Source organism: Roseovarius indicus (assembly GCF_008728195.1).
GTDB classification, from domain to species: Bacteria; Pseudomonadota; Alphaproteobacteria; order Rhodobacterales; family Rhodobacteraceae; genus Roseovarius; species Roseovarius indicus.
In genome coordinates this window covers 3072223-3092260 of sequence record NZ_CP031598.1, presented here as the reverse complement: position 1 = coordinate 3092260, position 20038 = coordinate 3072223, and the positions used below count along the sequence as shown (strand labels likewise).

Below are 20038 nucleotides of genomic sequence, written 5' to 3'. Positions count from 1 at the left end.
ATGCGCTGGATCCTGCAGCCGTTCCGCTGGTTCTGGCGGGTCTTGTGGACGCCGGCGGGCACGCTCGGCCTGGGGTTCCTGACCCTGGGCGGCTTCGTCGGCGGCGTGGTGTTCTGGGGCGCGTTCAACACGGCGCTGGAATATACGAATACCGAGGATTTCTGCATCTCCTGTCACGAGATGGAAGCCAACGTTTACGAAGAGCTGTCGCGCACCGTGCATTTCTCCAACCGGTCGGGGGTGCGTGCGGGCTGTCCCGACTGCCACGTCCCGCATGACTGGACCGACAAGATCGCCCGCAAGATGCAGGCCTCGAAAGAGGTTTGGGGGCATATCTTCGGCACGATCAGCACGCGCGAGAAGTTCCTCGACCACCGGCTTGTCATGGCCAAGCGGGAATGGTCGCGGCTGCAGGCCAATGACAGTCTCGAATGCCGCAACTGTCATTCGGAGACGGCCATGGATCTCAGTCGCCAGTCGCCGCGCGCGGCGGAGATCCATACCGAGTACCTGCTGTCGGGCGAGCGCACCTGCATCGACTGCCACAAGGGCATTGCGCACGAGCTGCCCGACATGACCGGGGTCGAGCCTGGCTGGACGGTGCCCGAGGCGCTTCAGGGCGAGAAGCAGCCCGGCCTTGACGATGGTGAGCAGATCCAGAGTTTCCTGACCGATACCGCCTCCGAGTGATCCGGCCTGCATCCCGGGCTTGAGTGACGCGCAAGTGAAACGGAAGCCGCAAGGATGCTTCTGAGACAAGGGGGAGGTGATTTCCTCAGCGCGATCTGCCTGCCGAACCTCGGCTCACCAGGCGGACACGCCGATCACATGGGGGTGCGCCAGAAGCAGGGCAGCGAAAGCGGCAACGCCTGTCAGCAGCCTGAGGGCCAGGACGGGCCAGGAGCGCGGCGCGTGGACCCACGGCGCGGCCTTGCGGTCGGCATCGAGCGCAGCCCATTGCGACGCGCCGAGGACCCGCCGCTTGCGCCGGTCGATCAGCCTCCGGCCGGCAAGGGCGAACCCGCCCAGCACGCCGAACAGGATGACATGTGCGAGATCGCCGTTGGGCAACAGGTGCACGCCCGCCCAGAGCGCCAGCGCCAGCAGGATCGGGTGGCGCGTCCACCCCACGATGCCGGGCCGGTCGGGATCGAAGCTGTCGTTCCGCGCGCCGCCGAAGGAAAACGGGTTCGGGCGTGCGACGCCAAGCGCGAGGATCAGGCAGACCGCTAGCATGCCCAGATGGGCCGCGTGGCGGTGCCATTCCATCTGTGGCCAGAGCTGAAGGTAGGGGGCCTGGCCGGCGGACCGGATCAACAGCGCCAGCATCCCGACCGAGAGGAGCGAGTAGGCCACCCCGAAGCCGCGCAGACCGATCACCGACACCAGGCGGGATTTCACCGCCGGGCGCACCGGGATTGAATGTGTAAGAAAGAAGGCCGCGAACACCACGGCAAATCCTGTCCATCCCATGTTACTTCTCCGGTTTCGGACGCAGGAGCGATGGGCCGTAGGCCAGCACGAATCCCAGGAAGGCCGCAAGCCAAAGGGCGCCCGACAGATGTGTCAGCCCCAGGTGCAGCGACGCCCAGAACCGGGCCAGGACCGCGCCGAAGAGGCAGAGGTAGATCGCCACGGTCGCCCGGTTCGCCGTCAGGGCCTGGCCGGTATGGCCGAGGCTGGCCCGGGTCATGACGGCAAGGGTCATCAAGCCGATCGCCCCCGCCATCCAGAGGTGCTGAGCCCCGGCAGTCCCCGGATGGCCCATGATCTGATCGAGTCCGAGCGCGAAGGCGCCCAGCGGGACGAAGAGATAGGCTGCGTGCAGCACCCAGAGCAAGGGTTCGCGCAGGGTATGGAACGGCTGCCAGCGGACCTGCCGGACAAAGTGCAGCCCGCCGAAGGCAAGAAGCAGCGCCCCGGTCAGCGGCTCGAAGGGGCGGAGGACCCAAAGCACCAGGATGAGGATGCTGGCCAGCAGCACCAGTTTGTCGAGGCGCTGCATCGGGGGCGCGGGCCGGGCCGGGTCGTTTTCCTTCGCCAGCCAGTTACGGGTGAAGGAGGGGATGATCCGCCCGCCGATCACGGCGATCATCATGATGCCCGTCGCCAGGCCGAGACGAAGGCCGAAACCCTGGGCGGCATAGCTGCCGGTCAGGGCCTCGAGGTGAAAGATCCCGTTGGCCAGCGTGAAGACGGCCAGCAGGGCCAGCACGATCAGGTTGCGCCAGTTCCTGCCCGCCACGATCTCGCGCAGGATCAACCCGCCCAGCACAAGCGGGAAGGCCAGGTCGATCACGGGGGCGACCGCCGCAGGCAGGTGATCCGAGACCAGCACCGCGACGCGCCCGGCAACCCAGAGCGCGAAGAGCGCCGCCAGCCGCCAGCCCACCATGGGCAGGCGGCCGGTCCAGTTGGGTACGGCCGTCAACAGGAACCCGGCCACCACGGCGCCGAGATAGCCGAAGAGGAATTCATGCGCATGCCAGGAGACGGCGCTGAACCGCGTCGGCAGCGTGATCGCACCCGACAGCGCGGGCAGCCACAACAGCATGGCCAGCGCGACCCAGAGTGCCGCGAAAAGGAAGAAGGGCCGGAAACCGAAGCTGAAAAGCGCCGGCCCCTGCCAGTCTCGCATCTGTTCTGCCGATGTCTTTGCCATCATCTTGATCCTGTTCTGCTGCGCAGGCTCTTGAGCACCGTTCCGTCCTCGGAACAGGTCAGGCGCACGCGCATGTCTTCGTGAAAGAAGCTGAGCCGCATTCTGCCGAAGTCGTCGTCGGTGCCGATCTCCAGCCTCGATGTAATCCGGCCGGCGCGCATCCGGTCCCGCACCTCGTCCGGTGTCAGGTTCAGAAGGCCGGCAAGGTCGGTTGCGTCGATGGTGGGCCGGCCGGTTCGCATGTCGATCCTCATGACGCCTCGCTTCCGTCGGCCACGTCCATCAGGTGACGGATATGCCGCGCGAAGTACCACGTCGCCGGTGCGCCGATGAGACAGCCCAGCCCCAGCGACCAGGCCGTCGAGGCGACCGGCCCGCCGACCCAGCTGAAGATCAGCGAGGCGAAGAAGACGTTCACCGCCGCCGCCCCGGCCCCGAACGGGTAGAGCGCCAGCGCGATGCGCCGGGTGGGCCATCCCCGGGTCATCGCCGGGACACCAGTCGCTGAACCGCGACCATGGACGCGATCAGCGCGATGCAGGCCATCGCGTACCAGAATTCGGCGGTGGCCGACTGGGCCTGCGGGATCGGCCGGTCGAAGCTTTTGGCAACGGCGGGCGAGGCGAAGAGCGTGGCGAGGGGAAGGATCAGTCTGCGCATGTCAGGTCTCCTGTGTGAGGGTGCGGTAGATGTCGGGCAGGGCCCGTGTCAGGCGTTCGGGATCGGGCAGGAGGGTAAAACCGCCACGCCCGAAGATGCGGGCGAACCAGTCCTGGCCGTCCTCGTCGATGATGATGCCATGCAGGCTTTGCCCTGCATTGCGGGCCTCGCGCACGGCCATGTGGCTGTCCTCGATACCGTGCTGGCCTTCGTAATGGTCCAGGTCGTTGGGCTTGCCGTCGGTCAGCACGATCAGCAGCTTGCGGGCGCTCGGCTGGTCGGCCAGCTGGGCGCTGACATGGCGGATCGCGGCACCGAGACGGGTGTAGTGGCCGGGGCTCAGCGCGCCGATATTGGCGGTGATGTCCGGTGACATGGCGGCGTCGAAGCCCTTGCAGCGGGTCAGGAACACGCGGTCGCGGCGCAGGGAGGAGAACCCCCAGATGCCCAGCCGGTCGCCCGCCGCGTCGATGCCGCCGGCGAGTGCCGCCATCGCCTCCCGCGCGACCTCGATCACCGAGGTGTCGCCGATGGCGGCCTCGGTGGAACGCGAGGTGTCGATCAGGAAGGCCACGGACAGGTCCCGCTCGGTCTGGCGGGCCGATTGCCAGATCCGGTCCGAGCCGCGCCCGGTCGCCGCCAGGTCGGCGCGGGCCGTCAGCAGGGCATCGAGGTCGAGCTCGGTGCCGTCCACCTGCCGCGGTTGCAGGATCCGCCGCGGGCGCAGCGCCTCGAACTGGCGGCGGACCTCGCGCATGCGCCGCGCATTGGGCTCGAAAGGCGTGGCACCCGGACGTGCCGGCGCGTCCAGCACGCGGCAGTGACCGGGCATGTAGCTGCGGCTGCGGTGGTTCCATTCGGGATAGGTGTAATCCCCGGCCAGCGCCTCGTGATCGGCATCGGCGGGCGACAGGTCGAGATGCAGGCGCAGGCGGGTCGCGGCCTTGCGATCCTGCTTCGACAGGGTAATCCGGTCCTGGTCGTCGGCGGCCTTCTGGGCGTTCTCGTCGTCGTCATCGTCGACGCTGCGGTTGATGTTCATCGACTCGACCCAGGACAGGATCGACTCGAACCGGTGGATGATGAAGCTGTCCTTGCGGTTCTGCTGATCCTGGTCCTTGCGCTCGCCCAGCTTGCGGCTGGTATGCGCGGCGGTCGGAGGTGGCGCGGCCGGATCGGCCTGTTCGTCCCCCGCTGCTGTGCCCGAGCCGGGGGTGGCAAAGCGCAGCCAGATCGGCACCGGGGCCGCCGGCATGTAGCCGCGTGCGGCAGGGGCCGGCGCAAGGGCGGGCCCGACCCCGCAGAGTTGATCCAGGATGGCGGCTTCCATCGCCGCTTCCTGTGCGGGGCGCAGGACGTTGGGGCGCGCCTCGGCACAGATCCGGGCCATCCGGGCATAGCTTTGCCGCAGGCCGGGGCAGGCGGCATAGGCGGCGTCCGCCGCCGCCATGTTGGCACGGATCTGGGCGCAGTCGAGGGCGGGGCCATCCACCGCAAAGTCGAAGGCCGCGATATCCGAGCAGGCCGCCAGCGCGGTCAGCCAGAAATAGGCGGACCGGTTCAGCTCGGGGTCGGGGAAGGCGGCGATGAAGGGCGGCAGGGCCAGGCGTTCGCCGTCGAACCGGGCCACCCATTCATGGTCCCGCTCGGCCCCCAGCTTGCGCCGGAGGTGCCGACGGTGCCGGACCAGCGTCGCCGTGGCCTCGGACAGCTCCACCCCCGGCGCGCCGCCCAGTGAGCGAAACAGCACCGCGAGGCTCGGCCGGACCGAGGCGAGCGCGACGCCCGCCTGCGGGTAGCTCACCTCGGCACCGATCCGGCTGGCCATGTCGTGCCAGAGGTTGCCGACGGTCTCTTCCGGTTCCATGAGATCGAGAAGGTGCATGGCGCTTACCCGTAGATCGTCGCGACGAGGTCGCGCAGCGCCTGCTGCACGTCCGGCTCGTCGCTGAGCGGTTCGATGATGGCCGCCTCCAGCGCCTGGATGACACCCATCCCCCCCGCCATCAGCGTCGCGGCATAGATCAGCAGGCGGGTCGAGACGCCTTCCTCGAGGTCCATGCCCGACAGCCGCCGGATATGCCCGGCCAGCCGCACCAGCGGCGCGACGCGCCCCGGCTCCAGCCGGCTTTCGGCGGCGACCACGGCGATCTCGGTTTCCGGATCGGGAAAGTCGAAACTGATCGACAGGAACCGTTGCCGGGTGGAGGGTTTCAGCCGCTTGAGCACGTTCTGGTAGCCCGGGTTGTAGGACGCCACCAGCATGAAGCCCGCGGGCGCCACCAGCTCCTCGCCCGTCCGGTCGATCATCAGGGTTCGGCGGGTGTCGGTCAGCGGGTGCAACACCACGGTGACGTCCTTGCGCGCCTCGACCACCTCGTCGAGGTAACAGATGCCGCCCTCGCGCACGGCGCGGGTGAGCGGGCCATCGACCCAGACCGTCTCGCCGCCCTTGAGCAGGTAGCGCCCGATCAGGTCGGCGGCTGACAGGTCGTCATGGCAGGCCACGGTATGGAGCGGCTTGCCCAGACGCGCCGCCATATGCTCGACGAAGCGCGTCTTGCCGCAGCCGGTCGGCCCCTTCAGAAGAAGGGGCAAACCGTTGTCTTGGGCCGTCTCGAACAGGTCGCATTCGCGGCCCGTGGGCTGGTAGAACGGCAGGGTGGGCTTGTTTTCCATGTTCATCGCTCATTCTCCCGGAACAGGGTTGGCGGGGCCGGGGGCGATGACCTCGCGCCGCCGCACGACCAGCATCGAGTAGATGAAGAGAAGCGCGCCGATCACCACGGCCGCCCCGGCGCCGAAGCGCATCAGGTAGAAGACCGAGAGGCTGTCCTGCACGTCCATGTAGTAGTCGCCCACCACGCGCTGCATATGCGTCTGGATGGTGCCGGCGAAGGTCAGCACGAAGGTCATGAAGGCCATCCCCCCGGTCATCAGCCAGAAGCTGGCCATGTTCAGCACCTGGTTGTAGGGCGCACGCTGGCGCAGCATCGGCATGGCATAGGTGAAGACCGCCAGGTTCAGCGCCACGTAGGCGCCGTAGAAGGCAAGGTGGCCGTGGGCCGCGGTGATCTGCGTGCCGTGGCTGTAGAAGTTCACCCCGTGCAGCGTATGCAGGAAGCCCCAGACGCCCGCGCCGAAGAAGGCGACGGTGGAGGACCCCAGCGACCACAGCAGGGCCGCCTTGTTCGGGTGGTTCTTGCGGCCCTTCCAGACCATGACGAAGGCAAAGGACATCATCAGGAAGAACGGGATCACCTCGAAGGTCGAGAAGATCGAGCCGACCCACTGCCAGTAGCCCGGCAGGCCGATCCAGTAGAAGTGGTGCCCGGTGCCGAGAATGCCCGAGAAAAGCGCCGTGGCGACGATGACATAGAGCCATTTCTCCACCACCTCGCGGTCGACGCCCGTCAGCTTCAGCAGCAGGAAGGCCAGGATCGCGGCCATCACCAGCTCCCAGGTCGCCTCCACCCACAGGTGGACGACGAACCACCAGTACATCTTGTCGAGGCTCAGGTTGTCCGGGTTGATGAAGGCGAAGACCCAGAGCAGCGACAAAAGCCACAGGCCCATCAGCAAGACGTTGGTGATCGCCGTTCTCTTGCCCGACAACACCGTCATCGAGATGTTCACGAGGAAGATGACCGCGGCGACGAGGATGCCGAACTTGACCCAGAGGGGCTGTTCGAGGAACTCGCGCCCGCCATGGATACCGACAAGGTAGGACCCGACCGCGCCCAGCGTGCCCACCAGCAGGATGATGAGCTGAAGATAGGCCAGCTTCGGCGACCAGATCTCGCGCTCCGATTCTTCGGGCACGAGGAAATAGGCCGCCGCGAAGAAGCCCAGCAGAAGCCAGACGATCAGCGCGTTGGTGTGGATCATCCGGATCACGTTGAAGGGCAGCAACTCGGACAGGAAATTGGGCGAGACGTAGACCCAGCCCGCCAGCAGCCCGCCCAGCACCTGGATGCCGAAAAGGGCAAGGGCGGCCAGGATATACCAGTACGCCACTTTCTGAGATTCGTATTTCATTGGTTCGCCTCCTTATCCGGCGTCATTGGGCGGCCAGCCCTGGGTGTCTGTCTGATCGGCCCAGCGGAGGAATTCCGACAGGGCGCGGATGTCCTCGTCGCTGAGGTCGTAGCGCGGCATCTGGCGGCGCCCTTCGATGCCGCTCGGCTGGCTTTCGATCCAGCCCTTGAGCATCCAGAACGCGTCGTCGGGGCTGTCCTGCACGCCCCAGCGGGTCGTGACGTTGCCAAGCTCCGGCGCGAAATAGGCGCCTTCGCCGTGCAGGCTGTGGCAGTTGATGCAGGAATGTTCCTCCCACACGTGCTTGCCGTGAACGACCTCTTCGCTCAGCGGCATGCCGGCGGTCGAGGTTTGCACCACGTAGCGGTGCGAGTGGACGGTCATCGCCACGAAGACCACGACGAAGAAGATCGAGCCCCCGTAGAAGATGTTTCGCGCCCGGGATTTCGTGAGAATTTCAGCCATGTTCGGGCCTCCTTGAAAGCGGGATGCCCATTCGTAGCCGCACCTCCGAAGCCGAAGTTTGTGCCAGCGCAAAGTTCGGCGGGATTGGCCGGGTAGGGTGATCGTTGAAAGGAGACACCTTATGGCTCGCCCCCGCCTGGACGACCCCGATCTGCCGCTGGCCGACCTGATGACGAGATGGCCGCAGACGATCCCGGTCTTCGTGCGACACAAGATGCTGTGCGTCGGGTGTCTCATCAGCCCGTTTCACACCGTCACCGATGCCTGTGCCGAGTATCACCTGGACGAGGAGGATTTCCTCGCGGAACTCAGGCAGGCGGCGGAGCGGTCGAGAGGCTGATTACTTCTGGCTGAGCACGACCAGCGCATGCGGATCGCGCACGACGATACGCTTGCGCCGGCTTTCGACAAGCCCCTGTTTTTCCCAGCCGCTGAGAAGCCGGCTGACCGTGTGCAGGGTGGTTGCGGTCAGTTCGGACAGGTCCTGCCGGGTGATCGGGAAATCTATCTCGATCCCGTTCTCGACCTTGCGTCCCGTCTGGTTGACCAGGCGCAGAAGCGCGTTGGCGACACGCTGCTCGACCTGCTGCGTGGCCATTTCCACGATCTTGTTCTGCACCTCGCCGAGCCGCTGGCCGAGCGTCTTGTAGCTTTCGGTGGCAAAGCCGTCGTATTCCGCGACGAAGTTGTCCCACAGGTGCATCGGCCAGCTGAGCGCAAGCGATTCCGACGCGGTCATCGCTGTCGCGGGATAGGTATCCCGCCCGATGGCGCGGGCGATGCCGATCAGCTGGCCCGGCGGGATGTGCAATGCCGTGACCTGCTCGCCCGTGGCCGTGATGCGCACGACACGGACATAGCCGTCGAGCAGCATGAAGAAACGTTCCGCCGGATGCCCCTCCTGGAAGATCGCCACGCCCGCGTCGTAGCGCCGGGACGACGCCTGATCGAGAATCCTGCGGATCTGCCGTTTCTCGAGGCGCGAGAAGGGCGGCAAATGCGTCAACAGGCTCTCGTCGAGCCGTGGCAGGGTCTTGCGTGCGGGAGAGGCTTCCATGTCGCGGGTTCTGCCACATTCCGCGGCACCGCACCAACACGATATTTTCAGGTCTTCGCGCAGAAGTTTGTGCCAGCGCAATAAACGCGTGGCGCGGGCACGGTATCTTTCAGTCAACCGAAACAGCGATCTGGAAGGAAAAACCGATGATCCGCACACTGGCAACCGGCCTGGCACTCGCAGCCCTGATGGGCGGCGCGGCCTTCGCCGAAACATTCGAAGTCAAGATGCTGAACAAGGGCGCCGATGGCGAACGCATGGTGTTCGAGCCCGCCTTCGTGCAGGCCGCGGCAGGCGATACGATCAAGTTCATCGCCGCCGACAAGGGCCACAACGCCGAAACCGCCAAGGACATGATCCCCGAGGGGGCCGAGGGCTTCAAGGGCAAGATCAACGAGGAGTTCGAGGTCACGCTCGACACCGAGGGCGTCTATGCCGTGCTGTGCAAGCCGCACTACGCCATGGGCATGGTGATGACCATCGCCGTCGGCGACGTCGAGGTGCCCGACGGCTTCCTTGAAGGCCGCGTGCCGAAAAAGGCCAAGGCCCGTTTCGAAGATCAACTCAACAACATGTGACCCGGCGGTGCGCGCGGGATCGCCCGCCGCACCCACCAATCCAAGGAGGATAGAATGACCAAGTTCATCAACCCAGGCCTTATGCCCACCAGCCGCCGCAACGTGCTGCGCGGGTCGCTTCTTGCCGGTGCCGCCGCCATGACCGGCGTGGGCGCCATGGCCGCCCGTCGCCCGCAACAGCCGCTCAGGGCTGACGCGGTGTCGCGCAACCTTCACAAGGCGTCGGCCGAACAGACCACGGACAGCACCGCGAAACCCGCCGATCTGTCGGGCTACACCCGCGTCAAGCAGGAGCTCGTCGCGCCCCCCTTCGCCCCGGAACACGAACAGGTCGCGACGGGCGGGCCCAAGATCATCGAGATCACCATGGTGACCGAAGAACGCCTGATGGTCGTCGACGAGGACACCGGCGCCAGCGTCTGGGCGCTGACCTACAATGGCTCGGTTCCCGGTCCGCTGATCATCTGCCACGAGGGCGACATGGTCGAGCTGACGCTGCGCAACCCCGCGGATTCGATGATGGAGCACAACATCGACTTCCACGCCTCCACGGGGGCGCTGGGCGGCGGTGGCCTGACCCATGTCTACCCGGGCGAGGAATGCGTGCTGCGCTGGAAGGCGACGAAACCGGGATGCTTCACCTATCACTGTGCCCCGGGTGGCGCGATGATCCCGTACCACGTGACCCACGGCATGAACGGCGCCATCATGGTGCTGCCGCGCGACGGGCTGAAGGACGCGCAGGGCAATCCGCTGCGCTATGACAGCATCGCCTATATCGGCGAGCAGGATTACTACCTGCCGATGGATGAGAACGGCGATTACAAGTCCTACGACGCCGCCGGCGACGACTATGCCGACAGTCTTGAGGCGATGCGGTCTCTCGTGCCGACGCACCAGGTGTTCAACGGCGCGGTCGGCGCCCTGACCGGTGAGAACGCGCTCAAGGCCAAGGTCGGCGAGACGGTTCTGATGGTGCACAACTCGTGCAACGTGGACAGCCGCCCGCACCTGATCGGCGGACATGGCAACTATGTCTGGGAAAGCTCCTTCACCGATACGCCGCTGACCGGGATGGAAACCTGGTTCGTCCGCGGCGGCAGCGCGGCGGCGGCCATGTACACCTTCGAACAGCCGGGCGTCTACGCCTACGTGAACCACAACCTGATCATCGGCGCGATGCTGGGCGGAACCGCGCACTTCGTCGTCGAGGGCGATTGGGACAACAACCTGATGGAACAGGTCGTGGCACCGCGAGCCTTCGAAAGCTGAGGGAAAGGAACGGAAAGATGATCGCCGCGAAGACATGTCAGCCCGGCCCGAAGGCGTCCCTTCTTCTGGTTGCGCTGCTGGTCTTCGCGGCGGTTCTTCTCGGCGCCGCGCTGACACAGCGCGGCGCCGGGAAAAACCCGGCTTTCCTGCCGGAAATGGCCCCGAGCCCCGTCACCCTGTCGACCGGAGCGCAGCTCCATGTCCAGAAATACGAGGTCAGCGTGGCCGAATGGAACACCTGCCACGACCAGGGCGCCTGTACCCTGCGCCTGCGGGTACGGCCCGGCCAGACAGCCGAGACGACGCCCGCAACGGGCCTGAGCTATGTCGATGTCGGTGAGTATCTCAGCTGGATCAATGACGCGACCGGCGCGGATTTCCGCCTGCCCACCGCAGGCGAGTGGGCCGAGATGGCGGCATCCGTCCTGCCGGACGAAGCTGACCCGATCTTCACCGATCCGTCCCTTACATGGGCCTCGACCTATCTGACCGAGGGTTTGACGCCTCGTGCGCTGAAGCCGCGCGGCAGTTTCTCGACCTCTCCCGAAGGCATCGCCGATCTTGACGGCAGCGTTTGGGAATGGACGCAGGACTGCTTTTCCGGCGCATCTGGCGACGCCGATCCGGCACGCTGCCCGGCCTTTTACGTAGGCGGCGAACATCTCGCCGCAATGTCCTACCTCATCCGCGACCCCGCCCGCGGCGGATGCGCCGTCGGCTCGCCTCCCGCGCATCTCGGCATGCGTCTTGTGAGCGATAAACCCATCGCCATGTAAACCGACGGGGTCTACGATCGCGTCAGACGGCCTTCACCGCTCGACATCCAGAGCCCAATCACCTTCGCCCGAAAAGCCGGGGGCGTGAGCCAAACGCTCTCCATCGCACACGGTCAAGTCCGATCCAAGTCTTGCGCGGAGTACGGGTGGCGGTCGGATACGAGCCTGTTCCTTGACACATGGTCACATCCTTCGAAGGAAGAGGCCTCAGAATCGACTCCTGACAGGTGCGCCACGTTCCCCTTTCCCTTGCAGATCCTGCGCGAGCCCTTGCCGCGACGGCTCCCGACGTTCGCCATGATTTCCGGTTGACCCGCGCAGCCGCTCTGCCATGCTCGGGGGCGCTTATTGGCATTGTGTAAAGCATTTTGGATTACGAGGAGATCAGCACATTATGTTGAAAATCATCAGAAATACACTCACCGGCGCCGCAGCGGCTCTCATTGCCGCAGGGGCCGCAACCGCCAACCCGCTCTACAAGCCGGGGGAGCACAAGTATGGCCTGCAATTCGGGGGCTTTTCCGGCAATTCCGAAGCGATCATGTATTTTGAAGAGCTTTGCCTGTCGGACCCGGGCAACATGGATGCGACGCGGCGGGTGGCGAAGGAGGCCGGGTTCGAAAAGCACACCGACAAGGACGACCGGATCATCTATCGCCTTCGGAGCGCGATGGCCTATGTCGCGTACTATGAGGAGGGTGCGGGCATGTACCCCAATACCTGCGAATTCTATGTCACCGACCTTCGCCGCCAGGACAAGCGGGTCTTCGGGGCGATGGAATTCGCCCTTTTTCGCCGCCGCGCCGCCGGGACGTATCCGGTCTATCAACACGACTCCGCCCGCCCGCCCTATGACGAGTCATATGGCACCTATGTCTGGAAGTGGATGAGCCGGAACGGGCCGGCGGAAGTCACCTATACGCCGAACACGACCGGTGGACATCGCTTCGCGATCGAGATGAAGTGACCGGTCTTGCGGGCCACGCCATCGCTGGCGTGGGCCTTGCGATCAACCTGCCTCGCCGCTGAAAACCATCCGGTTGAGCATCTCGACGGAGAAGGCGGGTTTGATGTTGTCCCGGCGCGGGGGGGCGGGCCGGTTGCGGGTGGCCCGCGCGCGCCTGCCGGTTCGCGGAAATTTGCCGGTTTTCGAAGGGCGAAAACAGCATGGAACAAGCGCGGGGCGGGTCGGGTTGACCTGATGCGAAGACGCTATGTCAAAAGCAAAGGAGAAATTCCCATGACATTCCGCAAGAGCATTGCAGCCACGACCGCCGCGCTGGCCATCGTCGCCGCGGCCCCCCTCTCGGCCGAAGAGCAGAAGGTCGAGATGGAAACGCAAGCCGAAGGCTCTGCAAACGTGGGCGAAGAGCTGGAGCAGACCGCCAAGGAAGCCGGTGACTTCATGAAGAACACCGTCGAGCTTGGTGTCGATGCGGCCTCGGCCACGGCCGAAGCGGGCTATGATGCCGCCAGCGACGCAGGCGCACAGCTTGACGCGGCGCTGACGCAGGACGCCAAGGTGCGCACCAGCGACGGCGAGCTTGTCGGCACCGTCCACAAGGCCGATCTTGCCGATGACATGGTGCTCGTCGACCTCGATACCCAGATGGAAACCTCGATCGAAGGGTCGACCGAGAACGTCGCCATGAGCAAGAGCTCGCTCTCTGTCGCGGATGACGGCCTTCGCGTCAACATGACCGAGCAGGCGCTGATCGAGGCCATCAAGGCGCAATCCGCGTCGTAAGGCCTGATCCCTGCCAAGTCAGGAAAGTTTCATGTTCCAAGCGGTCGTCCCAAGGGGCGGCCGCTTTTTCTTTGCGCCGCGCGTCACGTGAACAGGAAATCGTCCTCGTCGATCGGGCCGGTTTCGCCCAGCAGCGTGACGGAACTGTAGCCCCAGGTGATGATCGTGTCGGGGCCGGTCTGGTCGATGGTGAGGTCGTCGAAGCCGACCGGGCCGGAGAAGTGGATCGTGTCGACCCCGTTGTCGAAATCCTCGATCACGTCGTCATTGGTGCCTTCGTTGGTGTCGAACAGGAACACGTCGCGCTCGGTGCCCCCCTCGAGCGTGTCGTTGCCGGACCCGCCTTCGAGCGTGTCGCGCCCGGGGCCGCCTTCGAGCCGGTCGTCGTTCCCCTCGCCATACAGCCTGTCATTGCCGTTGTTGCCGCGCACGAGGTCGTCGCCATAGCCGCCATAGACGGTATCATAGCCGTTCTGGCCCATCACCGTGTCATTGTGCTGGCCGCCATAGACCGTGTCCCAGTTGTAACCGCCCTTGACGAGGTCGGAGCCGGCGCCGCCCATCAGGGTGTCTTCGCCGTTATTGCCGGTGATGGTGTCGTTGCCACCGGCGCCGTCGACCAGGTCGACGCCGTTCTGGCCGTGGATGAAATCGTTGCCGGGCCCGCCGTCGATGGTGTCATTGGCGGCGCCGCCCTTGATGTGGTCGTCGCCTTCGCCGCCCAGCAGGCTGTCGGCCCCGGCATCGCCGAAGATCGTATCGTCGCCCCAGTCGCCGCTGAGCGTGTCATTACCCCCGCGGCCCCGCATCAGATTGGCGTGGTCGCCCCAGAAGTCGACACTGTCATCCCCCTCGGATCCGAAGAAGGCCTCGATCAGCATGGCGGAGAGGTTCTCGAAAGAGACCCCCTCGGAGCCGTGCACGATCATCGTGTCATAGCCTGGCCCGCCGGTGTAGTTCTGGTTGAACGACGCCAGGTGGCTCCACATGTATTCGTAGACATCATCCGTATCCACGTGGATGACATCGTCGCCGGCGCCCGCGAAGATCGAATCCGCCCCCGGGCCGCCGTGGATCGTGTCATCGCCGGGACCGCCCGAGAGCATGTCGTCTCCCGCACCGCCCATCAGCAGGTCGTTGCCATTCTGGCCGAAGATATCGTCGTCGCCGCCGCCGCCATCGACCGTGTCGTGGCCATTGCCCGCCTCGACGGAATTGTCCTCGCCCCCGAGCGCGACGTCATTCGGCCCGTCGGGCAGGACAGTGACGCGCGGCATGTCATCGACGGTGAAGACCCTGACATAGGTGTTGAAGTCGTCCCCGGGGCCACTGGGATTTCCCGGGTGCGAGAAGATCACGACGATCTCGCCCTCGGGCGTGATCTGTACGTCGTAGGCGGTGATGTCGATTGTATCGTCCGAGAGCTGGATATCGCCGGTGACCGGCGTGCCGTCCGCCTCGACCACACGCCCGAAGACGGAAACGGCGCGATAGCCGTCTTCGTGCTGTCTCGTATCCACCCAGGTGATCAACAGGTTGCCATCCGGCAGCAGGTGAACGTCAGGCGCGTGCTGGCCACCCGCCTGAAACTGGCTGATCAGCCGGGGCGCCATCACCACCGCGCCGGAGGCGTCGTATACGGCGGCATGGACGTTGTCGGACAGCCCATCGGTGTCGTGCCAGACGGTGAAGATGGTGTCGTCGGGCAGGATGGCGAAGGCGGGGATGTCGCCGGAGCCGCCGCCCACCGCGATCCGCGTCGCGAGCGTGCCGTCGGGGTTCTGGATGGCGACGGTGATGTCGTACCCTTCGCCCGCGCCGGCGTAGACCAGCCGGCCATCGCTCAGCGTGCCGATATCGGTGATGCCGGTGCCGCGCAGCGGGTCGGGGCGCGGCCCCTCGGCGAGGACCAGCTCGACATTGTCGCCCACCGGCGCGCCGCTGGCGTCGAAGCGCTGCAGGTAGGTGCCGGTGCCGCGATCCACCCAGCTATAGAAATTCTGGTGGAAGAAGGTGACGACATACCCGCCATCCGGCAGGGGCGTCACGTCCCTGATGGTCTGGTCATATTGCACGACGCTGGTGTTGACGGGGGTCTCGCTGCCGACGGGGGTGCCGGTGGCGTCGAACACCTGCTGATAGACACCGTACTGGTAGATGTCGTACCAGTTGTAGTCGGGCGGCACGAAGTGATCCTGACCGTAGGATTCCCACACAACGGAAAACCCGCCGCCGGGCAGGGCCACGACCTGCGGCTTGATCTGGTCCGAGGCGGTGGTGGTGTTGACGAGGAACGGCTCGCTTATCGGCGTGCCGTCGGCGTCGAGGAAGCGGGCATAGATGTCGTAGCGGTCGCTCGTGTCGCTGAGCGTGGCCCAGACGGCGACAAGCCGCCCGTCGGCCAGAACCGCCACGGAAGGCAGCCTTTGGTCGCCTTCGAGGTCGGCGGTGATGCTGATGCTCTCGACGTCGATCAATTGGTCGGGTACCAGCATGATACAACCCCAGGTTACTCTTGACCTGGCCGAGGTTAGCTACAAGCCCCCCTGTGTCAACGATTTTTGCCGGAAATCAGGAAGGTCCGCGCCGCCTGTCACCCGAACAGGAAATCATCCTCGTCGATCGGGCCCGTCTCGCCCAGAAGCGTGACCGAGCCGCCCGCCCAGGTGATCACCGTGTCCGGGCCGGTCTGGTCGATGGTCAGGTCGTCGAAGCCGACCGCGCCGGTGAAGTGGATCGTGTCGATCCCATTGTCGAAATCCTCGATCACGTCGGCGCCCGTCGCCTCATCCGTGTCGAAGACGAAGGTATCGCGCGCCGTGCCGCCCTCGAGCGTGTCATTGCCCCGGCCGCCTTCCAGCGTGTCATTGCCGGGCCCGCCCTCGAGCCGGTCATTGCCGGAATTGCCGTAAAGCGCATCGTCGCCGTTGTTGCCGCGCACGAGGTCGTCGCCGCCGTCGCCGAAGACGGTGTCATAGCCGTTCTGGCCCAGCACGGTGTCGTTGTCGGGCCCGCCGCGGACCGTGTCCCAGTTGAACCCGCCCTTGATCTCGTCATCGCCGGCATCGCCCGACAGCGTGTCCTCGCCGTTGTTGCCGGTCATGGTGTCGTTGCCCGCGCCGCCATTGACGACATCGACGCCGTTCTGACCGTGGATGAAGTCATTGCCGTCGCCGCCCTCGATCGTGTCGTCATCGGCGCCGCCCTTGATGGTGTCGTCGCCGTCGCCGCCATCGATCCGGTCTTCGCCGGCATCGCCGAAGATCTCGTCGGCGCCGTCGCCGCCCGAAAGCAGGTCGTCGCCGTCATTGCCCTCGAGCCGGTCGTCGCCGGCAAGGCCGAGGATGTAGTCGGCCGCATCGCTGCCGGTGAGGGTCTGGGTGAAATTGTCGATCTCGGCGCCGGGGCCGCCGGTGAAGGACAGGAATGCGGGGAAGGGGGTGCCGTTGTAATCCCGCGTGGCGGTGGCATAGGCGTTGACGCCCATGATGATCGCCTGGCCCGCGTGGAAGGCGTAAAGCGGGTCGCGGGTCAGCGCGTCGATATTCGACCAGTAGAGGCTCATGTTGTGCTCGGCGCCGAAGCCGTAATCGGTGGCAAGGCCCGGGTCATAGTCGACATCGGCGTTGTCGATATTGGGCAGGTCGATCTCGGTCGCACCGGGAAAGTGGACATTGTCGTAAAGCACGAAATTCGGCGTCATGCCGGGCGCGTTGCCGGGCAGGGAGTGATAGACACGGTCCTCGGTGTGGTTGATGGCGTAATAGGCGGTGACCGCATCGGGCAGGCCAAGCGTCTCGATCTGGCCCGCCGGGCCGAGGGTGGAGTTCGAGAGGTCGAGATCGAGCAGCGCGGCATTCCGCGACAGGTCGGGCACCACCCCGGCCGAGGCCAGCGACACGAGGTAGACCGACATGCCGGGGAACAGGTCGGAATCGGCCAGCGCGAAGACATCGACCATGGTGCCGCCAAGGCTCTGGCCCGCGACGACCACGTTGTCGATCCCGTTGGCGGCGGCATAGGCCGCGGCGGCCAGGATGGCGGGGCGGACCGAGAGGTAATAGTCGGTCACGCCCTGCCGGGTGAAGGTCTGGCTTTCGGTGAAGGCATCCTCGCCATCCGACCCGCGGAAGATGACGAAGAGCGTCGGCTCGCCGTCGATCACCGCCTCGACGATCAGCACCTCGCCGGCATTGCCGTCGTCATTGGCAGACAGGTAGAGGCCGCCATCGGTGAAGCTGCCGCCGCCCGGCCCCGAGAAGTGGCTGGCGCCCAGCTCGGCATCGGTCAGCACGCGCCAGTTTTCGCCCTCGGGCGACTGGCTCGCGATATAACCGGCGTAATCGTCGTCGTAGTTGAGCGGGTCGGCGCCCCCGGTCAGGGGGCCGCGGAAAGCGGCCGGCAGGCCGTCGCCGCCATAGACGGTGCGGGCAAGGAAGGTGCCGGTGCGGATGACCTCTGTCTGGGAAAGTGCCATTGCCGCCTCGTGCCGGTTGCCTGTGCCTGTGCCTGTGTCGAGGTTACGGCGCAGGCACCCGCGGGATCAAGCGGCACATGCGGCCGGAGGCGGCACCTATTTGCCGGCGGGGCGATCATGGATCCGGAAAATATTTTCAGGCCAGAGGCTTGGCGCCCGGTCTTCACCTTCAGCCGAAGACGAAATCATCCTCGTCGATCAGCCCGACCGTGTTCTCCAGCGTGACCGAGCCGCCATCCCAGCTCACGAGCGTGTCGAGCCCGACCGGCAGGATCGTCAGGTCCGAGAACTCGGCAGACCCGTTGATGCGGATCATGTCGTACCCGTCCTCGAAATCGGTGATCGTGTCGTCGCCGGTGGCGCTGTCGGGGTTGAAGACGAACAGGTCGGGGGCGTTGCCGCCGGTCAGCACGTCGTCGCCGGCGCCGCCGACAAGCGTGTCGCGCGCCGTTCCGGCCAGCAGGGTGTCGTTGTCGGCACCGCCGCGCATCATGTCGTCGCCGGGCCCGCCGTCGAGCAGGTCGTCGCCGGCGTCGCCCTCGAGCACGTCATCGCCGTTGTTGCCCATCACGGTGTCGTTGCCCGCCCCGCCCGAGACGGTGTCGTTGCCGTTCTGGCCCAGCACCGTATCGTTGCCGGCGTCGCCATAAACGGTGTCCCAGTTGAACCCGCCCTTGATGCTGTCATTGCCGTCATCGCCGTGCAGCGTGTCTTCGCCGTTGTTGCCGATGATCGTGTCGCTGTCGTCGCCGCCATGCACCACGTCGACGCCGTTCTGGCCGTAGATGTAATCGTTGCCCGGACCGCCGTTGATGGTGTCATCGTTGGCGCCGCCCTTGATCATGTCGTCGCCGCCGCCGCCGTTCAGCGTGTCCTCGCCGCCCATGCCCAGGATCTGGTTGTCGGCGGCGTTGCCGGTGATGGAATCGTTGCCGCTGCCGCCGTCGGCATCCTCGATGATGGTGCCGGGTGCGATGCCGAGATTGCCGATCAACCCGCCGATGTCGGAAAAGCTGCCCGGCCGCAGGTCGAGCCGGTTGTTGGCGGTGCTGGTGGTCAGGTCGATCTTGTCGGTGCCGCCGGTGTCGTAGATCGTGGCGGCAAGCGCGTCGCCCGAGATCATCGAGGCCGAGACCGGCGCCCCGGCGATGGCCGCGAAGACCGCGCCGAGCGAGCCGCCCAACGTGCCGTTGGCGCCATAGACGGTGTCACCCGCCGTCGGGCTGCCCGCGCCCGGCGCGCCGTAAAGGTCCTGGATGGCGACCACGTCGGCCATCATCGCCGTGCCGAGCAGCGCGTAGGAGGCGTTCACCGTGGTGTTCTGGGTCTGCGAGAAATAGGACATGATCGAGACCTGCCAACTGTCATTGGCGAAGGTCTCGTCCTGGCCATAGACCGCGTTGCCATTGTAGTCGCCCTGGTGCCCGAGGCCGAGCGCGTGGCCGATCTCGTGCACGTAGGTCTGGTAGGCGTAGCTGTCGATCGTGGTGCCGTAGGTGTTCAGCCAGTTGGTCGAGACGTTGACCTCGGATGACAGGATCCGGCTGCCCGAGATGATCGAGGTGCTGAAGGCGCCGGCCTCGTCGTCGTCGAAGGTGATGTCGGCCTTGCCCGTGACCTCGCGGAACTCGATATCCGCCACCATCTCCCAGGCCTGCAGCGCCCAGCGGGCCAGCTGCTGGCCATCGGCGGTCAGGGCGGTGATGTTGACGGTGATGACGTTGTCGGTGCTGGTATCGAAAGAGCGGCGCCCGCGGCCCGTCTCTTCCCAGTAGCCATCGGTGAGATAGGCGGCCAGCGTGTCGAGATCGGCCTCTTCGACCGGTGCGGATTCGGTGACGGCGACCTGGTAGGTGCCGGAATACCCGTCGGCGTAGGAGCCCGCCGAGACATAATAGGTGCCGGATGTCGGCGCCGTGTAGCGCGCCAGCGATTCGTACCCCGCGCCGCCGTCGTCATCCTCGGCCACGAGATTGCCGTTGGAATCGTAGACCCTCAGATACGGGTCGGAAAGCGTGCCGTCGCCCGAGGGGCTTCCGGTGACGGCAATGTCATAGGCCTGGCCCGCTTCCAGCTGGATCGCGACCCAGTCACGGTCGCCCGACGGTGACAGCTCGCCCGAGAAGGTGTCGCCCACGGCCATGACATAGCCCGTGCCGGTGCCGGCGGGCGCGTCGGAGGTCTCGATGATATTGGCGGCCTCGGGCGCGGTGTCAGCCTGGGCGACCTGGAATTCTCTCGTGACCGTCATGCCGTGGTGGTCCCTTCTCCCTGTGCCGGAGAGGGATAAATCCCCGGCTTTTCAA

Annotated in this window: 20 protein-coding genes; 7 read left to right on the top strand and 13 right to left on the bottom strand. The window is 65.8% G+C overall.

Going from position 1 to position 20038, the window contains the following annotated elements; all coding sequences use genetic code 11:
• Nucleotides 1–690: a NapC/NirT family cytochrome c gene (locus RIdsm_RS14715; protein WP_057816108.1), complete on the top strand. Its 690-nt coding sequence runs from the start codon at nucleotides 1–3 to the stop codon at nucleotides 688–690.
• Between the two features lie 114 nt (nucleotides 691–804).
• Here RIdsm_RS14715 and RIdsm_RS14710 read toward each other — a convergent pair whose 3' ends face one another.
• The 9 genes from RIdsm_RS14710 to RIdsm_RS14670 are packed head-to-tail and all read right to left on the bottom strand — an operon-like array spanning nucleotide 805 to nucleotide 7825.
• Nucleotides 805–1473 carry an NnrU family protein gene (locus tag RIdsm_RS14710; RefSeq protein ID WP_057816110.1) on the bottom strand — a complete coding sequence of 223 codons (669 nt, stop codon included), beginning with the start codon at nucleotides 1471–1473 and terminating at the stop codon, nucleotides 805–807.
• Between the two features lies 1 nt (nucleotide 1474).
• Nucleotides 1475–2662 (bottom strand): NnrS family protein, encoded by a 1188-nt coding sequence (locus RIdsm_RS14705; RefSeq protein ID WP_057816208.1) that lies wholly within the window; start codon nucleotides 2660–2662, stop codon nucleotides 1475–1477.
• Complete coding sequence (locus tag RIdsm_RS14700; protein WP_057816113.1) at nucleotides 2662–2916, bottom strand: DUF6522 family protein; 255 nt, start codon at nucleotides 2914–2916, stop codon at nucleotides 2662–2664. The genes RIdsm_RS14705 and RIdsm_RS14700 overlap by 1 nt, the downstream gene beginning before the upstream one ends.
• The gene (locus RIdsm_RS14695) at nucleotides 2913–3149 is read right to left on the bottom strand and encodes a hypothetical protein (protein WP_057816114.1); all 237 of its coding nucleotides are present in this window, start codon (nucleotides 3147–3149) and stop codon (nucleotides 2913–2915) included. The genes RIdsm_RS14700 and RIdsm_RS14695 overlap by 4 nt, the downstream gene beginning before the upstream one ends.
• Nucleotides 3146–3322 carry a hypothetical protein gene (locus RIdsm_RS14690; protein ID WP_057816116.1) on the bottom strand — a complete coding sequence of 59 codons (177 nt, stop codon included), beginning with the start codon at nucleotides 3320–3322 and terminating at the stop codon, nucleotides 3146–3148. Before RIdsm_RS14690 ends, RIdsm_RS14695 begins: the two co-directional genes overlap by 4 nt.
• A 1-nt stretch (nucleotide 3323) precedes the next feature.
• On the bottom strand, nucleotides 3324–5207 hold the full coding sequence (locus tag RIdsm_RS14685) for a nitric oxide reductase activation protein NorD (RefSeq protein ID WP_057816118.1): 1884 nt from the start codon (nucleotides 5205–5207) through the stop codon (nucleotides 3324–3326).
• 5 nt (nucleotides 5208–5212) lie between these two features.
• Nucleotides 5213–6007, bottom strand: a complete 795-nt coding sequence (locus RIdsm_RS14680; RefSeq protein WP_057816120.1) for a CbbQ/NirQ/NorQ/GpvN family protein — start codon at nucleotides 6005–6007, stop codon at nucleotides 5213–5215.
• A gap of 3 nt (nucleotides 6008–6010) precedes the next feature.
• Nucleotides 6011–7360: a cbb3-type cytochrome c oxidase subunit I gene (locus RIdsm_RS14675; RefSeq protein ID WP_057816123.1), complete on the bottom strand. Its 1350-nt coding sequence runs from the start codon at nucleotides 7358–7360 to the stop codon at nucleotides 6011–6013.
• Between the two features lie 12 nt (nucleotides 7361–7372).
• Nucleotides 7373–7825, bottom strand: coding sequence for a c-type cytochrome (locus RIdsm_RS14670; RefSeq protein ID WP_057816125.1), 453 nt, complete (start codon nucleotides 7823–7825; stop codon nucleotides 7373–7375).
• A 121-nt stretch (nucleotides 7826–7946) separates the two neighbouring features.
• Between RIdsm_RS14670 and RIdsm_RS14665 the strand changes: the two genes are divergently transcribed.
• Nucleotides 7947–8165 (top strand): DUF1858 domain-containing protein, encoded by a 219-nt coding sequence (locus RIdsm_RS14665; protein ID WP_057816127.1) that lies wholly within the window; start codon nucleotides 7947–7949, stop codon nucleotides 8163–8165.
• Here the strand turns inward: RIdsm_RS14665 and RIdsm_RS14660 are convergent, their stop codons facing one another.
• A complete protein-coding gene (locus RIdsm_RS14660) occupies nucleotides 8166–8855 on the bottom strand; it encodes a Crp/Fnr family transcriptional regulator (protein WP_057816209.1) in 690 nt (229 codons plus the stop codon).
• A gap of 173 nt (nucleotides 8856–9028) precedes the next feature.
• On the opposite strand from RIdsm_RS14660, the gene RIdsm_RS14655 reads away from it, so the two are divergent.
• The 5 genes from RIdsm_RS14655 to RIdsm_RS14635 all read left to right on the top strand — a co-directional run bounded on the left by RIdsm_RS14655 (nucleotide 9029) and on the right by RIdsm_RS14635 (nucleotide 13255).
• Nucleotides 9029–9460, top strand: coding sequence for a pseudoazurin (locus RIdsm_RS14655; RefSeq protein ID WP_057816129.1), 432 nt, complete (start codon nucleotides 9029–9031; stop codon nucleotides 9458–9460).
• 54 nt (nucleotides 9461–9514) lie between these two features.
• Nucleotides 9515–10732: a copper-containing nitrite reductase gene (nirK, locus tag RIdsm_RS14650; protein WP_057816130.1), complete on the top strand. Its 1218-nt coding sequence runs from the start codon at nucleotides 9515–9517 to the stop codon at nucleotides 10730–10732.
• 17 nt (nucleotides 10733–10749) lie between these two features.
• Complete coding sequence (locus RIdsm_RS14645) at nucleotides 10750–11508, top strand: formylglycine-generating enzyme family protein (RefSeq protein WP_057816131.1); 759 nt, start codon at nucleotides 10750–10752, stop codon at nucleotides 11506–11508.
• Nucleotides 11509–11902: 394 nt separating this feature from the next.
• Nucleotides 11903–12475, top strand: a complete 573-nt coding sequence (locus RIdsm_RS14640) for a hypothetical protein (RefSeq protein ID WP_057816132.1) — start codon at nucleotides 11903–11905, stop codon at nucleotides 12473–12475.
• Between the two features lie 273 nt (nucleotides 12476–12748).
• Nucleotides 12749–13255 (top strand): hypothetical protein, encoded by a 507-nt coding sequence (locus RIdsm_RS14635; RefSeq protein WP_057816133.1) that lies wholly within the window; start codon nucleotides 12749–12751, stop codon nucleotides 13253–13255.
• Between the two features lie 83 nt (nucleotides 13256–13338).
• Here the strand turns inward: RIdsm_RS14635 and RIdsm_RS14630 are convergent, their stop codons facing one another.
• From RIdsm_RS14630 to RIdsm_RS14620, 3 genes are all read right to left on the bottom strand, one after another.
• Nucleotides 13339–15750, bottom strand: a complete 2412-nt coding sequence (locus RIdsm_RS14630) for a calcium-binding protein (RefSeq protein ID WP_057816134.1) — start codon at nucleotides 15748–15750, stop codon at nucleotides 13339–13341.
• Between the two features lie 98 nt (nucleotides 15751–15848).
• On the bottom strand, nucleotides 15849–17732 hold the full coding sequence (locus RIdsm_RS14625; protein WP_057816135.1) for a calcium-binding protein: 1884 nt from the start codon (nucleotides 17730–17732) through the stop codon (nucleotides 15849–15851).
• Between the two features lie 169 nt (nucleotides 17733–17901).
• A complete protein-coding gene (locus RIdsm_RS14620) occupies nucleotides 17902–19983 on the bottom strand; it encodes a M10 family metallopeptidase C-terminal domain-containing protein (protein ID WP_057816136.1) in 2082 nt (693 codons plus the stop codon).
• Nucleotides 19984–20038 lie beyond the last annotated feature (55 nt).

What these genes read in the sequence shown, in the direction of transcription:
- RIdsm_RS14715 (WP_057816108.1), top strand. Translation starts at nt 1, where the DNA reads ATGCGCTGGATCCTGCAGCCGTTCCGCTGGTTCTGGCGGGTCTTGTGG.
- RIdsm_RS14710 (WP_057816110.1), bottom strand. Translation starts at nt 1,473, where the DNA reads ATGGGATGGACAGGATTTGCCGTGGTGTTCGCGGCCTTCTTTCTTACA.
- RIdsm_RS14705 (WP_057816208.1), bottom strand. Translation starts at nt 2,662, where the DNA reads ATGGCAAAGACATCGGCAGAACAGATGCGAGACTGGCAGGGGCCGGCG.
- RIdsm_RS14700 (WP_057816113.1), bottom strand. Translation starts at nt 2,916, where the DNA reads ATGAGGATCGACATGCGAACCGGCCGGCCCACCATCGACGCAACCGAC.
- RIdsm_RS14695 (WP_057816114.1), bottom strand. Translation starts at nt 3,149, where the DNA reads ATGACCCGGGGATGGCCCACCCGGCGCATCGCGCTGGCGCTCTACCCG.
- RIdsm_RS14690 (WP_057816116.1), bottom strand. Translation starts at nt 3,322, where the DNA reads ATGCGCAGACTGATCCTTCCCCTCGCCACGCTCTTCGCCTCGCCCGCC.
- RIdsm_RS14685 (WP_057816118.1), bottom strand. Translation starts at nt 5,207, where the DNA reads ATGCACCTTCTCGATCTCATGGAACCGGAAGAGACCGTCGGCAACCTC.
- RIdsm_RS14680 (WP_057816120.1), bottom strand. Translation starts at nt 6,007, where the DNA reads ATGAACATGGAAAACAAGCCCACCCTGCCGTTCTACCAGCCCACGGGC.
- RIdsm_RS14675 (WP_057816123.1), bottom strand. Translation starts at nt 7,360, where the DNA reads ATGAAATACGAATCTCAGAAAGTGGCGTACTGGTATATCCTGGCCGCC.
- RIdsm_RS14670 (WP_057816125.1), bottom strand. Translation starts at nt 7,825, where the DNA reads ATGGCTGAAATTCTCACGAAATCCCGGGCGCGAAACATCTTCTACGGG.
- RIdsm_RS14665 (WP_057816127.1), top strand. Translation starts at nt 7,947, where the DNA reads ATGGCTCGCCCCCGCCTGGACGACCCCGATCTGCCGCTGGCCGACCTG.
- RIdsm_RS14655 (WP_057816129.1), top strand. Translation starts at nt 9,029, where the DNA reads ATGATCCGCACACTGGCAACCGGCCTGGCACTCGCAGCCCTGATGGGC.
- nirK (WP_057816130.1), top strand. Translation starts at nt 9,515, where the DNA reads ATGACCAAGTTCATCAACCCAGGCCTTATGCCCACCAGCCGCCGCAAC.
- RIdsm_RS14645 (WP_057816131.1), top strand. Translation starts at nt 10,750, where the DNA reads ATGATCGCCGCGAAGACATGTCAGCCCGGCCCGAAGGCGTCCCTTCTT.
- RIdsm_RS14640 (WP_057816132.1), top strand. Translation starts at nt 11,903, where the DNA reads ATGTTGAAAATCATCAGAAATACACTCACCGGCGCCGCAGCGGCTCTC.
- RIdsm_RS14635 (WP_057816133.1), top strand. Translation starts at nt 12,749, where the DNA reads ATGACATTCCGCAAGAGCATTGCAGCCACGACCGCCGCGCTGGCCATC.
- RIdsm_RS14630 (WP_057816134.1), bottom strand. Translation starts at nt 15,750, where the DNA reads ATGCTGGTACCCGACCAATTGATCGACGTCGAGAGCATCAGCATCACC.
- RIdsm_RS14625 (WP_057816135.1), bottom strand. Translation starts at nt 17,732, where the DNA reads ATGGCACTTTCCCAGACAGAGGTCATCCGCACCGGCACCTTCCTTGCC.
- RIdsm_RS14620 (WP_057816136.1), bottom strand. Translation starts at nt 19,983, where the DNA reads ATGACGGTCACGAGAGAATTCCAGGTCGCCCAGGCTGACACCGCGCCC.